This is a genomic window from Photobacterium sagamiensis (assembly GCF_050337085.1).
In the GTDB taxonomy this organism is placed as follows: Bacteria; Pseudomonadota; Gammaproteobacteria; order Enterobacterales; family Vibrionaceae; genus Photobacterium; species Photobacterium sagamiensis.
The window spans coordinates 21,913-35,814 of the sequence record NZ_JAKJSP010000043.1 but is presented as its reverse complement, the minus strand read 5'-3'; the positions used below and the strand labels follow the sequence as shown (position 1 = coordinate 35,814).

Genomic DNA, 13,902 nt, shown 5'->3' with positions numbered 1-13,902 from the left:
CAAAAATGTCATATCCTATGCCTGGCAATGAGTTCTTAAATAGCGGAAAGCGTTTCGCGATCACAATGATGGAATACTCTTGGCTAGTTCAGCGTTCTGGTGCGCAAGATGAATATGCTGACTGGGATAAAGTTTTAGATGAAGTAGTAGAGCGCGGCTATGAAGCGATTCGCCTTGACGTGTTCCCTCATATTCTAAAAAATCACAAAGATGGCGATGAGAACGTAGTTACGTTCAAAGCGGTTGAAGACTCGTTCATGTGGGGTCATCACCGTAAAGAAGTAACAGTTGACGTACAAGCCGATCTAATCGAGTTCATGAAGAAGTGTAAAGATCGCGGTATCTACTTTCCTAGTAATGGAAACAACTAAAGGTCACCGTGACGCACTACGTACGCCACAAGACTTTGTTGATTCTTGGATTTCTACTCTAGACATCCTAAAAGCAAACGATCTACTAGACGGTATTATCTACGTTGATATCGGTGGCGAATTCCCTCTGCAAAACTGGTATCCGCACATCTTCGAATACATCACTGGCGAAAACCCTCAGAGTGGCCCTGAAATGTTCGAAGTTATCGAAGATGACTGGGAAGATGACGCTATTGAGCGCATGAATGAATTCCTTGTTGGCGGCACTAAGAAGATCAAAGAGGCATACCCAGAATTCCGTTACACATGGTCTTCTCAGATTATGGGCGAGGATAACTACCTGCGTTGTGACTTCTCTGAATTCGGTGTATTTGAGCCACATATCTGGTGCTCTGATGATCTATCTGCTTCTGTAGAAATCGGCTACTTCGATGCTTTGGGCGATATAGAGTTCCCAGCGAACATTGCTAAGATGTGGTACAAAGCAGAAGCTAAGCACAAAGCGGAACCAGAGTTCTTCAATAATATTCTTGATGAGCGTACTGACAAGTGGGCTGCTGTTTCTAAGAAGACAGGTCTTCCGCTAGTAACTACTGAGGCTTGGGCAACAGTTATCTACGAAGATTTCTCTCATAACGGCTGTCTAGGCGAGTGGGATTGGTTTAAAGACGTTTGTGAGTTTGGTGTTCGTCATGCAATCGCTAAAGGTTGGGTTGGCATCTGTACTAGTAACTTCTCTGAACCTCATTTCGAAGGTCTATGGCGTGATGTCGAATGGCACAAGCGCCTAACTGACATGATCAAAACTGGTAAGTTAGATTAATTATCTAGCAGTAAAAAGAAGCCCCTCAACTGAGGGGCTTTTTAACAAGGAATGACAAAATGTTAAAACGAACTATTGCTTCTTGTGCAATTACTGCGGCATTGGCATCTTCTGCTTCATTGGCAGGCACAAGCGCTTCGGCTCTACCAGTTCAAGAGGGTGCTAATCGTACCCCAACAGATCAACCTAACGTTGTTCTAATCATGCTAGATGACGCTGGCTATGCTGACATTAGCGCTAATGACGGTAAATACTCAACGCCAAATATTGATAAATTGGCCGCGCAAGGTCAGAACTTCACTGACTTCTATATGACAGCCCCAGTTAGTTCTCCTGCTCGCGCTGCAATGCTGACTTCTCGCGTGGGTCTTCGTACCGGCATGTATGGTGACATAAATCCTGTGTTTATGGACGAAAACGGCAAAGGTGGTATGCCAACAGAAGAGGTTACGATCCCAGAAATGCTCGTCGAATCTGGCTACAAGACTTTTGCTGTAGGTAAATGGCATCTTGGTACTGGTAAAGACAATATAGAGCATGCAGCAACCCGTCATGGCTTCCAAGAGTGGTTTGGCATTCCGATGTCTAATGACAACTACAATACCAATCCTGAGTTCTCAATTCCTAATGTTCAGAGAGTTGCCAACGAATATGGTCTAACATCTGAGAAGACTATGGAACTGTTTATGCGTCGCGATCAGGTTCAAGCCCGTGACTCTGATGGCCGGTCTGACAACAAGCACTTTGCTAGCCCTCTGGTTCACTCTTGGGTTAATGAAGACGGTTCTATTTCTGACAATGTCGTCGGTACAATGAACCAGAATACATTCGCTCGTCAAATGACTTCTCGCGTAGTTGAGTACATCAACAGCAATGCAGACAAGCCATTCTTCGCATACGTAGCTTTCCCTGAGACTCACGTCCCTCTATTCACCTCTCCTGAGTTCACCGGTGTTACCGATACAGCTTATGGTGACGTTATGACGGAGATGGACTACTCAATTGGTCGTATTACCCGAGCTCTTGAGCTAAACGGACTAGATGACAACACAATCGTTATTTTTACCTCTGACAATGGTCCTTGGTTATCATATTCAGACCGAGGAGCTGCTGGCTCTGCCAAACCATTTAAAGAAGGCAAATCTTCTCCATATGAAGGTGGTAGCCGAGTACCAGGTGTAATCAAGTGGAGCGGTCAAATTAAACCAGGCATGAACAACTCAATGTTCTCTGCGGTTGACATTATGCCGACTCTTGCAACAATGACTGGCGCTAAAATGCCTGACGTTGTTACGGACGGTTTAGATCAATCGGACAACATTCTAAATGGCGAAGAATCGCCTCGTAATATGATCCCAATCTTTATGCGCGGTCGGTTAGTTGGTTTCCGTGAAGGTGATTATAAGTTGGTATTTGGAGGCATTGGTCTAATAGGCAAAGTAAAAGTTAAGAAGCCTAAAATGTTCAATGTCGCGAAAGACGTTGCTGAAAGAAAGAATCTAGCCAAGAAAGAGCCGGAGAAGTACGCAGAGATGCGAGCTAAAGCAAAAGCTTACCTAGACTCGATTGAAGTAAATCCAGTAGCTCAATTTGATCTATAATATGTACAAAAGAAAGCCCTCCAGTTGAGGGCTTTTTTATGAACACATTTTATGAATGCTATTAGCAGCAGTGGCGAAGAAGTCACTCGTCTCTGAGAATATCTGTCTATATGACTCACACAGATAATTATGCTTATGATTCTGACCATCAAGAGTTAGAACTCGATGCTTAGGGCATCCACCATTGCAAATAGATAAAAATCCACATTCTTTGCACTTATCGGTTAGCAAGTCTTTCTTTGCTCTGCCAAATTTTCTCTGAGCTTTACTGTTGATGATCTTAGGTAGGGAAGTATTCTTGATATTCCCTATGTTGTAAGCCGGATAAACAAAGTGATCGCACGAATAGACATCCCCATTGGCCTCTACAATCACGTTCCTGCCGCACTCTTCATTAAATACGCATAGGCCTGATTCCATACCTAACTTTTGAGCCAGTAGCATCTCGAACGTTTGAACGTAAACCTTGCCAATATCCTTTTGCTTCCACTCTTCAAAGACATCCATTACAAACTGCCCATAGCCATTCGATGGTAGAGAGTAGGGGGTAGTTTCAGCGTTTCTTGACGGGGAAAATTTGCTAGATGAATTGCAGCTGTGAGCCTCTAGCTCAACGATAGGGATAAACTGCATGTTGTCAGACCCAATTGCCTTTAGTAGCTCATAAGTCTCACTGCCCCTATTCCAGTTCTTGTCGTTAATAACCGTCAGCGTATTGAATTCCACCTGGTACTCTTTTAACAGCAAGATGGCATCATGAACCTTCTGGAATGTTGGTCGGCCATTTATTGAGATGCGATACCTATCGTGTATTTCAGGCTCCCCATCTACTGAAATACCAATCAAGAAGTCGTTCTTAGCGAAGAACTCTGCCCATTTTCGATTGATAGCAATGCCATTAGTCTGAAAGCTATTCGTGATGTCCTTGCCACCAGAATATCTCTTCTGAAGCTCGACAGCTTTCTCGAAGAAATCAAGACCGGCTAGTGTGGGCTCTCCACCTTGCCAGGCAAAGTCAACAATATCGCTAGGACAAGACTTGATGTAGTCGCGAACATATAGCTCTAAGTCCTTGTTAGGCATTCTTGGCTGCTCTTCGGCGTAGTATTCTTCTTTTTCCAGATAGAAGCAGTAGTCACATTTGAGGTTGCATCGATAGCTTACTGGTTTTGCCATTACGTGAAATGGCATATTCTTTGTATTTTTCATCATTAAATGTCGTTTTTGGCGTAGTGGATTTAGTAAATTTGCTGCTTATCTAAATTTAACAGTAGCAAATATAGGGTACTGCGTCCCTTATTGATCCACAAGGTATTGACCGATAGCTTACCGGTTTTGCTATTACGTGAAATGGCATATTCTTTGTGTTTTTCATTATGAAATGTCGTTTTTGGCATAGTGGATTTAGTAAATTTGCTGCTTGTCTAAATTTAACAGTAGCAAATATAAGATACTGCGTCCCTTATTAATCCACAAGGTATTGACTACATGTCTAATGCAAAAAAAGCGATACAGTTGACAAGTCTGCTAGCTGCGTCACTAGTTACCACAACAGCAGCGGAGGCAAGCGCTAAAGCTCCAGAGCCTTCTGCTCAACCAAACGTATTAATGATTCTTGTAGATGACTTAAAACCTAATCTTGGCGCTTACGGTGATGAGACCGCTATCTCCCCAAACATCGACAGACTAGCAGCTCAAGGTATACGCTTTGACATGGCCTATGCCAACCAAGCTGTTTGTATGCCTTCTCGCGTTAACTTGATGTTGGGCTCTCGCTCTACTTCAACTGGTGTTTATAACTTCGGCACAGACTTCCGCAAGCTATATCCAAATGCAGTAACTCTCCCTCAGCAGTTCATGAACGCTGGCTATACTACTGAATCTATCGGTAAGGTTTTCCACGTAGGTCACGGCAACGTCGATGACAAAGCATCGTGGACAGAAAAGGGTTATCACGACAAAGTTATTGACTACGTAAGTCCTGAAAATGTGAATGTTGGATTAACGCAAGAAGAGGCGCTATTTACAAACTTCGGTGGAAGACTCATCGATCCTAAATATGCCGGTACTGAGTCTGATAACTGGCTTAAAGATATTGAGCTCCTAAGAGACTTCTCAAAACTTCCAAAAGGCTCTGCGTGGGAAGCTGCTGACGTAGACGACAAAGGCTATGCTGATGGTCGTACTGCTGAATACGCAAACAACCGTCTAGAGAAACTGTCTACTCAGAAAGGCGATAAGCCATTCTTTATGGCCGTTGGTTTTGCTCGTCCACATATGCCGTTCTCTGCTCCTAAGAAATATTGGGATATGTACGATGCAGATAAACTACCAATGGCTGAAAACACTAATGCGCCAGAAGGTGCACCTCGCTTTGCTGTTAAACGTGGTGGGGAAGTGTTCGCATTTACTCAAACCGGTGCTGTAGAGAAAAAGGGGCTGGTCGCAGACGAGAGCGTAGCTCGTAATCTTGTTCACGGTTACTATGCAAGCATTAGCTACATGGATGCTCAAGTAGGTAAGGTTCTTAAGAAGCTAGAAGAAACTGGTCTTGCTGAGAACACAATTGTTGTTCTTTGGGGTGATCACGGTTTCCATTTAGGTGATCACGGTTCTTGGACTAAGCACTCGAACTACGAAGAGGCTGTTAAAATCCCTCTAATCTTCAAGATGCCTGGTAAGATCAAGCCAAACACTTCAACTACGCAATTGGCTGAAACTGTAGACATCTATCCAACGCTAACTTCTTTAGCTGGTATTACACAGTCAAAAGCAGAGCAGTCTCTTGACGGCGAAGATCTAGTCCCTGTTCTAGAGGACTCAGAAAAGCGCCTTAGTAACTATGCTTATCACGTATGGCCACAACTAGGCGGTAAGTATGTTGGCTACGCTATTCGTACTGAGCAATATCGTATGGTTAAGTGGGCTATTAACAAGAAGAAAGGTACTAAGTACAAGTACGAGCTTTACGATTACCAAAACGATCCTCTAGAAACGAAGAACATCGCAAAAGAGAATCCAGAAGTAGTGAAAGAGTTAGAAAGAATATTAGATGCGCAGCCTAAGCCGGTTGGTGCGAAGTAGTTATCAACACTAAAAAGCCCCTCCATTGAGTAATGCCGATCAGTTAAGGATCAGTTGAACGATCCTATGAGGCTGACATAATCCGGGATCAGTTACTGATTCCGGATTTTTTTATGCAACTTTCAGACGCTCTTGCCTCCGTTTCTCTTAACAGCCGAACTGACTTTCAAAGTCTTGCTGATGTTCTCGATCCTGCTCTTATCGAACAAGGCTTGAATCAAGCTGGAGTCGCAACTATTCGTAGACGAAAATTACCGATGGAGTCCATGGTTTGGGCGGTAATCGGCATGGCTCTCTTTAGAAAATTCCCTATGCGTCAGCTACTTAATTAACTAGATATTCTCCTGCCTGATGGTAAGCCTTATGTTGCTTCAGACAGAGCGTTATTTGGTGATCGCAATGTTGCTTGTTTCGCTATCCAGATCTTTCAGCTCTGCCAGAACTTCTTCTGCCCAGTTAATCCACGCCTGGCGGTTATGTACGCCGCGACGTAGGGTCAGGCGGTCAAGACGATGCTGGCGATCCATCTCTCTATAGTTAGCAAAGTGGATATTTTCCAGTTCCTTAAAGTTGTTCATCAGCGAGTGAGACTCTTCAATGAGTGCCTCAAGCTGTTGTTGCATTGGCTCTGAATTATGAACACCGCAAACCAGTAGCTTGGCCGAGAGCTCATCGCGGATCGTTGGATTGCGAGCGGGTTCCTGGAACCATTCAAACAGTGCCTGACATCCCAGATCGGTAATCGAGTAGACTTTACGATCCGGTTTACCTTCCTGAGGTTCAAGCTGACACGTTACCAGGCCACTGCCGGCCATTTTATTCAGTACTTGATACACCTGTTGGTGGCTCGATTTCCAGAAATTTCCAACGCGGTGTGAAAACTCTTTGGTGATATCGTAACCGGTTGCGTCGCGATTGCTCAACGCTGTTAAAATTACATGTGGAAGTGACATCTTTTATATCCGATAAAATACTGCAAAGTAAAAAATACAATCAAACTGGCGTTAGCTCATGAGAGGGGCTTTTCTATTTCTAGTCGATGCTAACTGAGTAAATGGTAGTTGATATAAATGAATGGGTTAGAGTAAAGATGCATTGCTCTTTGTGTTCTGAGTTGATTAGATTAGGGAAAAATTGCGTCTCCAAACAAAGCCCTGCATGCTTGTTGTAAACTTCATCTCCGCGACCTTGCTCGTTATCTAGGAAGTTGCCGCTATAGAACTGCACCCCTGGCAAATCAGTTTTAACCGAAAGTGTTATGCCGGTCTTTTCGCTTCTAACGCGCATTGACTCAATGGTTAGATCACGGTGATTAAGAACGTAACAGTGATCATATCCGCCATTAGCAACCAACAGCTGGCGATGGTCTACATGCGAGCTAAGTGCTTCGCTAATCTTTCTAGGGGCTCTGAAATCAAATGGACTGTCTTCAACGTACGTGACGCCATTTGGAATTAGACTCTCGTCAACCGGCAAGAACATATCAGAATCGATCCACATCTCGTGATCTAGAACGTCACCAGCCCCGTCCAAATTGAAATACGTATGCTGAGTTATATTAAGCGGGCAAACAGTGTCAGGGGTTGATACATAGCTTATTTTCAAGCTTCCTTTGTCATCTAAGTGATACATGACAGTAGTTTGCGTACCTGAAGGATAACCGCCTTCGCCTTTCTCAGTGCGAGCTCGCAATAGAATGGTTTTTTCCGTGTAATCTAGAATCGACCAATTACGGCTATTAAGGTTGGCATCTCCACCATGGAGGTGGTTTGTCCCATCATTCTGTGTAAGTTTGTGTATAGTCCCACGTAAGGTAAACTCACCCAAATCCACGCGGTTAGCAATAGGACCAACAACAGCGCCAAAATAGGTGCTGTTGTTCTTGTATCTATCTTCCGTGTCATATCCAAGAACGATATTCCTTTCGACATTATCCTTGTCCCTTACGAAGAAATTTATGATTGATGCGCCAATTGGTGAGATATCAACTTTGACGCCATTATTTTCAAGTCTATACAGTTTCATTGATTGCCTTTTTGCGATAGTCCTTCGGAGTCATTCCTAATGATTTAGAAAAAACCGAATACATATACTGAAGCGATGGATACCCACACATGCTGAAGATGTCACTAATTGGTAGCTCTGTGTTCGTAAGAATTGAACAGGCTAGCTTCAAGCGAGTCTCATGTATTTCTTGGTGGATAGTGTAGCCAAGCTCTTGTTTGAACCGGCTTTCTAGATTAGAACGCGATAGCCGTAGCTCATCGAGTACGTGATAAACTTTGATCCCATTTTTTATATGGGTTCGTATAAAGTGAAGTGCTTTAATAATATAAGGGTCTTGAATAGCCTGATATGCTGAACTTTGTCGTTCAAAGATTCGTTCTGAAGGCACAATAACTCGATTGCTCTTTAGCTTTTTGCCTTCAAGAATTCTGTGCATCATCTTGCCTGCTTCATGACCCATCTTCCTGCAGGAGTGATCGACCGAACTGAGCGATATTCTTGTTAGATGTCTTGCTACTCGTTCATTGTCTGCACCGATAATAGCCAAGTCATCAGGTACAATTATCCCGGCATTTTCACAGACCTGAAGTAAGTGCCGTGCTCTTGCATCGGTTACAGCAATTATGCCTGTCCCTTTGGGAAGATCTTTTACCCAGCTAGTCAATCGATGCATGCCATATTCCCAAGTCTTTGAGCTCGTATGAATGCCTCGATAAACCCAGTGATTGTGACCTGACTCTCTCATGATGTCTTTGAAGATAGACTCTCGCTCTAAAGCCCATCGCTTATTCTCTATGTCAGGAAGGCCATAGAATGCGAACTGGCTAATACCTTTATCTCGCAAGTGATTAAATGCATTTTTAACTACGGAAACGTTGTCGGTTGCCACATACGGAACATCTGGGTACTTAGACTCGTCTCTATATGAGCCTCCTATGCCTACAATAGGCATATCTTTTCTGCTAAGAATCTTCGCAAGATCTAAATCGTCAAAATCGGCAATGATGCCATCTCCTGACCAGTTTGCTATGACATCTTTTGCAACAACAAAGTCGTCTTCAACATAGACATCCCAACGAGTATTTGAGGCGTGTATGTATTCACCAATACCGCTGATGATGTCTCTGTCAAAGACCTTGTTTGCATTGAATAGTAGTGCGACTCTGTAGGCTTTATTTTGCATGCGTTCACTTGCTTTATTAAGGACGACATCCGCTATTTTAATTGGAGAGACTTTATTTGCTGCGACATACAGCAAAAACTTAGATGCGGGTCTAAATAATTAGTTGCTTTTTCTTATATGTGTGATGCGTATCACTTATTAAATAGCGACAATAGGTACACATGGTATCTCTAATTGTCGGGCAATATCTGAGTCGAGCACATCTGTGACATGAGTGTTTGCGCGGTCTCCATGTGTATTGACGCCAATTGCCTTTACGTTAGAGAGGTCGACAACGTCTTTAAGATGGCCAATCGCTCTAAATGCGGCATCAAAGAAATTCTCTTCCGCCAAGACAGATGTTGACCCAACCACTTCTCCGAACTCATCAGTGATAGTGGCTTCAATTCCAAACTTTCCTTCGTCTATAGAGATAAACACAATCTGTCCTTAGTGATAGAAGCTATTAAGGACACTATCCTCTTAATAGGAATTGGTAACAATTACGAAATTTCACATGAAGGGTGGGTGATGTGTTTTGTGTGGTACTACTCTCGTTTCTTGAGAGTGTTACGGGGGAATGCAAATTGTTCAGTAGCACGGGGCTTTGTTGCAACACTAAAGCTACGTGGTCTTTTGATACGGTTAGGCGACCCGGTAGCTATTGGGCATCCCGAGGTGAGTAAAGCGATTTAAAAGAGAACAACCGAGTAACATTTCCTTTGACTGATTTTCAATCTTTCTGCTGTGTAACGTATTGCCGATGATCTTTTTGTAACGTTGCATGGCCGTTTCTGAGATATTCCTTTTTCCATATTGCCGCACACTCTGCCAACCGATGATGCCAAGGGCGAAGCAACCTATCAGGTTGCTCATCCTCTTGGGGTGATGAACCTCATCGGCAAACGTATTGTCTTTCGGCGGAATAACAATCTCAGCATTCGGAAAATGATCTTCTAATGTCTGGTACACCGCATTGGTGTCATACATTTTGTCGGCACTTACGTGCTCGACATCCGTAATGATGGACTGACATAACGCCCCGACAACCTGATCATCCATGGTGTTTTTATCAGTGAGGACTCCGCTTTGAATAAAGTGAGCCTCATCAACAGCGAAATGCGCCTTTCGCCAGCTGCGTTTTGCATTGACCCTGTGTTTTCCCTGGTGCCACTCATCCATACCAAACCGCTTGAGCCCCGTTAAATCAATGGCTATCGCTGTAATTTTGTCGTCTGTTTTTTCATTCTTTCTAAAGCGTGGAGCCGTGAGGTTGAGCTGCTTCAGCCGCTTTAACAACAGCGTATAATCGGGGCATTGAAGGCTGGCCATGCCTAGCTTCATCAGTCAGTTTTCAATCAATCCCTGGGCTTGACGCAGGGGAAGTTTATACACCAACCGGATGTAATGGCAGGCTTCGATGGTACTATCAGGATACTTAACGGAAGAGCCGGTACCGTCATAAACGCGCTCGTCGTGCTGCCAATGATTGATGATCTCGTCAGAGATCCAAATGTCAAACCTTCCGCGTTGCCTGAGCGCCTGGTTGTACTCGCGATAGTTATTTATTGCGTAGGTATGCTCCTTAAAATGATGGCGCTTTCTGTCATTATGTTTGTAAGGCATGTGTTAAATAGCTACCGGAATGAAAGGCTGGTTATGATAACTGAACTCAGTGTTAATGGAATCATTGAGTATTATCTGAGCGCTTCAACAAAGCCACAAGATTCAGGGGTATGCTTTAAACTCGCCCCGGAGTGTCCGCACAACCCCGCAAAAGATCACAAAGTGTTGTACGGGTACAATGCCTTAAAATCAATAGCTTATACAAATAAGGAGATTTCAAAAATTGACAATTCTACTAGGTATTACAACGGACTGATAAACGTTCTATTTTCTATTATATAAAGACAATAAAGTCTGCCCGTGATAAAGGGTATGACCTTCGCAATCGTGTGTGCTCAGTAACAAAGAAATGCCCCATTCCGCGTTAGAGTGAACACTCATTCATAGGCTGTTAATGCTGGTTTTCGATACATTTTCTAATCGCATTTACGGAATGTGAGATAGCAAAAGGTCTATCAGTGACAGACCTTTGGTCAGCCCACATTCAACTTCATCCTGTCGCTCGGAAAAAAGTCGGGAATTGACAAAGAGAGAGCGTGCACATAACACGTACAGCGCTATAGTTAGTTACGTCAACTCAATCTTGAATGTTACCCACTACTGGAGCAGCTTCTTGTAGAAAACCAAATGCTAATTAACTCAATCCCACATCAAGTTAGCCGTTCTTACCAACTCGAAGTATACCACCGTCAAATACAAGTTAACCGAATATGAATAGATACCTCACTCATGGTTCAGACGCCATTCGTAATATAAATACTAAAGCGATTAAAGAGATTAAGAGGGACACACTATGAACATCCAAGATCTAGTATTAAAAGCGAAACAACAATTAAATAATGTAAACATCAATAAGAAAAATTCGATTGCCGCAACTGCACTAGCGTCAGCACTTGTTATTGGTAGTACTGGTAGTGCATTGGCGTTTGACGGTGACCACAATGGTAACCATGATCGAGAAGACGATAAAACTGTGGTTAAGTCTTCTATCCAATACGCAGGCCCAGTTGAAACGGTGACTATTAAAGAACTACTTGCCCAAGATAGCTGGTTTAAAGATCAAAAGTTCACTCTGGAAGGAAATATCGTCAAGCAAGTGAACGACTCACAGTTTATCTTCACCGATGGCAATGACGAAATGACCATCAAGATCAAGTCTAATACTGCAGCAAATTTCTCAGACAAAGACAAAGTGAGAATTAGCGGTGAATATGATTCTGAAATGTTCTCGACATCCTACTTTAAGGTGAAGAAGCTTACTGTGTTGTAATTACATACTGTCACCTACTGCCTTGCTCAAATGACGAAAAGAGCCAAAGATGCTCTTTTCGTCATTTCTAGCAACTACCCAGGACGAGAGCGTGAATGCTCAACTTGTTTATAGAGAAGGCTGGTCGATTCAATCCCACAAGACTACTATAATGTGCGCAAAACACTAATTAGAGCTTGTTGCGTGATGAGGAGTGATCCTTTAAGTCAGCAACGCTAACAAACTCCCACACGTGCAAAGACCTATCTTTTTGTTGATGTATCCAGTCTGCATAATTTTGCACAAACCAAACAAGAGCGCTTGCGCGTCTGATAACAAGTACAGGCTTACCCAAATGTGGGGTTCAAGTTATCCATTTTGTTTATAAAAGGACTGCAATTCCAACAAAGCGTCACGCAATGTATCAAAAGTCGTTTGACCTAATTGTTGGCAAATTTGCTGCTCTTGATGTTGTAGGTGTTTGGCTACGAGATGGCGAAAACGTTGACCTTTTTCTGTGATTTCAATTATTTTTTGCTTTCTATCTGCTGGGCTATCCACCAAATTAACCATGCCTTCTTGTTGCAAGCGCTGTACGGCGAGATGCACGGCTTGACGGGTGATCCCCATTAGACGGCCTAATTGAGACACAGTAAAAGGTTGCCCGCGAAGCTGTGCAAAGACACGGATATCCCCCTCGCGAAGAGTCGCAAACTCAGTATCTTCTCGCCATTTTGCCATCTTAATATTCATCGCCGTAATGCACTCTTGCATTAAGCCCTTTACGTTCGACTCTAAAAAAATCGCACCCTCTTTGTCAATCATGGTTGACATCACCTTTGTTTGTTGATTATGTTAATCATGATTGACATTATGTGCGAAGGAAGTAGAGATGCAAACAATGAAAGCAGTTCGAATTAATGAGTGTGGTGATTATCACGTTCTTCAATATGGCGACTACCCAATGCCCAATGTCGGTGATCACGATGTATTAGTCAAAGTGATGTCAACAGCCGTTTCAGGCTGGGATATTAAATACCGTAATGGCGACTTATTAAAAAAATTTGAGGGGAAAAGCTTACCAGGTCGTAAAGCTTACCCTTTACCGCAACAACCCGGACGAGAAGCAGCTGGTGAAGTGATAGCTGTTGGTAACCAAGTTACTCAATTCGCTGTTGGCGACCGCGTGTTAGGCTTAGTACATCCTGAAAAAATAGATGACATCAATGCAATCAGAGGATTAGGAAACTTATCTGTTGGCCTAGATTATCCGGGGCATGCTATGAAAGGGGGCAACGCACAATTTATTGCTCGCCCAGAAAACTACTGGATGCGACTATCTGACAATGTGAGCTACCAAAATGCGGCCGCAGGCTCTTGGTCTTATCCAACCAGTCACCGTATCATTGTGGATCGCTGCAAAGTGAAGGTGGGTGAGTATGTATTTGTGACTGGCGCTTCTGGCGGTATGGGCTATGCGACCTTGCAATGGGCGAAATTAGTCGGAGCTTCTGTGATTACGACTAGTCGTGATGCAGAGAAACGTCAAACCTTGTTAGAGCTTGGGGCCGATCTAGTGGTGGATCCAAATCAGCCTGAGCAAGCGCGAAAGGAGATCATGGCGTTTACTCATCAACAAGGAGTGGAGCATTCTATTGAGTATACAGGTAGCCCAGTCCTACAACAGTTGACGTATGACGTTTTGCGTTTAGGAGGCAATTTGTGTCCTGTTGGAGGGGATGTCACTTCCAGTGGTCTTCCATGGGGCATTATGGACTTGGTCGCAAAAGAAATGACCATCCTAGGTATTCGAGGCTCTCGTTTAAATGATCAACGTGTTTACCTAGAGATGCTTGCTGCTGGTAAAATCGCTCCAGCCATTGCCACTATTTTGCCATTAAGCGAGATTCAAACCGCGCATCAACTGGTAGAAGAGCATAAAGTGGTTGGAAAAGTGATGTTGGATCCGTGGTTATAAA

General features: G+C 43.4%; 12 protein-coding genes and 2 pseudogenes. 6 read left to right on the top strand and 8 right to left on the bottom strand.

The window, feature by feature from the left end; all coding sequences use genetic code 11:
* Positions 1-5 precede the first annotated feature (5 nt).
* Positions 6-1,194: pseudogene (locus L4D76_RS19785) on the top strand (cellulase-like family protein).
* A gap of 59 nt (positions 1,195-1,253) precedes the next feature.
* Positions 1,254-2,795, top strand: a complete 1,542-nt coding sequence (locus tag L4D76_RS19780; protein ID WP_428442605.1) for a sulfatase-like hydrolase/transferase — start codon at positions 1,254-1,256, stop codon at positions 2,793-2,795.
* Positions 2,796-2,831: 36 nt separating this feature from the next.
* On the opposite strand, the gene L4D76_RS19775 is transcribed toward L4D76_RS19780, so the two are convergent.
* Complete coding sequence (locus L4D76_RS19775; protein ID WP_428442604.1) at positions 2,832-4,007, bottom strand: anaerobic sulfatase maturase; 1,176 nt, start codon at positions 4,005-4,007, stop codon at positions 2,832-2,834.
* 276 nt (positions 4,008-4,283) lie between these two features.
* On the opposite strand from L4D76_RS19775, the gene L4D76_RS19770 reads away from it, so the two are divergent.
* The gene (locus L4D76_RS19770) at positions 4,284-5,879 is read left to right on the top strand and encodes a sulfatase (protein WP_428442603.1); all 1,596 of its coding nucleotides are present in this window, start codon (positions 4,284-4,286) and stop codon (positions 5,877-5,879) included.
* A 113-nt stretch (positions 5,880-5,992) separates the two neighbouring features.
* Positions 5,993-6,208, top strand: a pseudogene (locus L4D76_RS19765) (transposase domain-containing protein); the annotation flags it as partial.
* A gap of 54 nt (positions 6,209-6,262) precedes the next feature.
* Here the strand turns inward: L4D76_RS19765 and L4D76_RS19760 are convergent.
* The 6 genes from L4D76_RS19760 to L4D76_RS19735 form a co-directional block, all read right to left on the bottom strand.
* Positions 6,263-6,832: a PadR family transcriptional regulator gene (locus L4D76_RS19760; RefSeq protein WP_428442602.1), complete on the bottom strand. Its 570-nt coding sequence runs from the start codon at positions 6,830-6,832 to the stop codon at positions 6,263-6,265.
* A gap of 79 nt (positions 6,833-6,911) precedes the next feature.
* Entirely contained in the window at positions 6,912-7,904 is a 993-nt protein-coding gene (locus L4D76_RS19755; RefSeq protein WP_428442601.1) for an aldose epimerase family protein, read from the bottom strand.
* The gene (locus L4D76_RS19750) at positions 7,891-9,069 is read right to left on the bottom strand and encodes a XylR family transcriptional regulator (protein ID WP_428442600.1); all 1,179 of its coding nucleotides are present in this window, start codon (positions 9,067-9,069) and stop codon (positions 7,891-7,893) included. The genes L4D76_RS19755 and L4D76_RS19750 overlap by 14 nt, the downstream gene beginning before the upstream one ends.
* Before the next feature lie 138 nt (positions 9,070-9,207).
* Positions 9,208-9,489: a hypothetical protein gene (locus L4D76_RS19745; RefSeq protein ID WP_428442599.1), complete on the bottom strand. Its 282-nt coding sequence runs from the start codon at positions 9,487-9,489 to the stop codon at positions 9,208-9,210.
* 204 nt (positions 9,490-9,693) lie between these two features.
* Entirely contained in the window at positions 9,694-10,380 is a 687-nt protein-coding gene (locus L4D76_RS19740) for an IS5 family transposase (RefSeq protein ID WP_428442598.1), read from the bottom strand.
* 15 nt (positions 10,381-10,395) lie between these two features.
* Positions 10,396-10,674: a transposase gene (locus L4D76_RS19735; protein ID WP_428442597.1), complete on the bottom strand. Its 279-nt coding sequence runs from the start codon at positions 10,672-10,674 to the stop codon at positions 10,396-10,398.
* A gap of 793 nt (positions 10,675-11,467) precedes the next feature.
* Between L4D76_RS19735 and L4D76_RS19730 the strand changes: the two genes are divergently transcribed.
* Complete coding sequence (locus L4D76_RS19730) at positions 11,468-11,944, top strand: YgiW/YdeI family stress tolerance OB fold protein (protein ID WP_428442596.1); 477 nt, start codon at positions 11,468-11,470, stop codon at positions 11,942-11,944.
* A 348-nt stretch (positions 11,945-12,292) separates the two neighbouring features.
* Here L4D76_RS19730 and L4D76_RS19725 read toward each other — a convergent pair whose 3' ends face one another.
* The gene (locus L4D76_RS19725) at positions 12,293-12,748 is read right to left on the bottom strand and encodes a MarR family winged helix-turn-helix transcriptional regulator (protein WP_428442595.1); all 456 of its coding nucleotides are present in this window, start codon (positions 12,746-12,748) and stop codon (positions 12,293-12,295) included.
* Positions 12,749-12,815: 67 nt separating this feature from the next.
* On the opposite strand from L4D76_RS19725, the gene L4D76_RS19720 reads away from it, so the two are divergent.
* Positions 12,816-13,901, top strand: coding sequence for a quinone oxidoreductase family protein (locus L4D76_RS19720; protein ID WP_428442594.1), 1,086 nt, complete (start codon positions 12,816-12,818; stop codon positions 13,899-13,901).
* The last annotated feature ends 1 nt before the right edge of the window (position 13,902 follow it).

Coding starts and splice junctions, on each gene's coding strand:
- L4D76_RS19740 (WP_428442598.1), bottom strand. CDS start 10,380: ATGGCCAGCCTTCAATGCCCCGATTATACGCTGTTGTTAAAGCGGCTG.
- L4D76_RS19755 (WP_428442601.1), bottom strand. CDS start 7,904: ATGAAACTGTATAGACTTGAAAATAATGGCGTCAAAGTTGATATCTCA.
- L4D76_RS19780 (WP_428442605.1), top strand. CDS start 1,254: ATGTTAAAACGAACTATTGCTTCTTGTGCAATTACTGCGGCATTGGCA.
- L4D76_RS19720 (WP_428442594.1), top strand. CDS start 12,816: ATGCAAACAATGAAAGCAGTTCGAATTAATGAGTGTGGTGATTATCAC.
- L4D76_RS19760 (WP_428442602.1), bottom strand. CDS start 6,832: ATGTCACTTCCACATGTAATTTTAACAGCGTTGAGCAATCGCGACGCA.
- L4D76_RS19735 (WP_428442597.1), bottom strand. CDS start 10,674: ATGCCTTACAAACATAATGACAGAAAGCGCCATCATTTTAAGGAGCAT.
- L4D76_RS19725 (WP_428442595.1), bottom strand. CDS start 12,748: ATGATTGACAAAGAGGGTGCGATTTTTTTAGAGTCGAACGTAAAGGGC.
- L4D76_RS19730 (WP_428442596.1), top strand. CDS start 11,468: ATGAACATCCAAGATCTAGTATTAAAAGCGAAACAACAATTAAATAAT.
- L4D76_RS19750 (WP_428442600.1), bottom strand. CDS start 9,069: ATGCAAAATAAAGCCTACAGAGTCGCACTACTATTCAATGCAAACAAG.
- L4D76_RS19770 (WP_428442603.1), top strand. CDS start 4,284: ATGTCTAATGCAAAAAAAGCGATACAGTTGACAAGTCTGCTAGCTGCG.
- L4D76_RS19775 (WP_428442604.1), bottom strand. CDS start 4,007: ATGATGAAAAATACAAAGAATATGCCATTTCACGTAATGGCAAAACCA.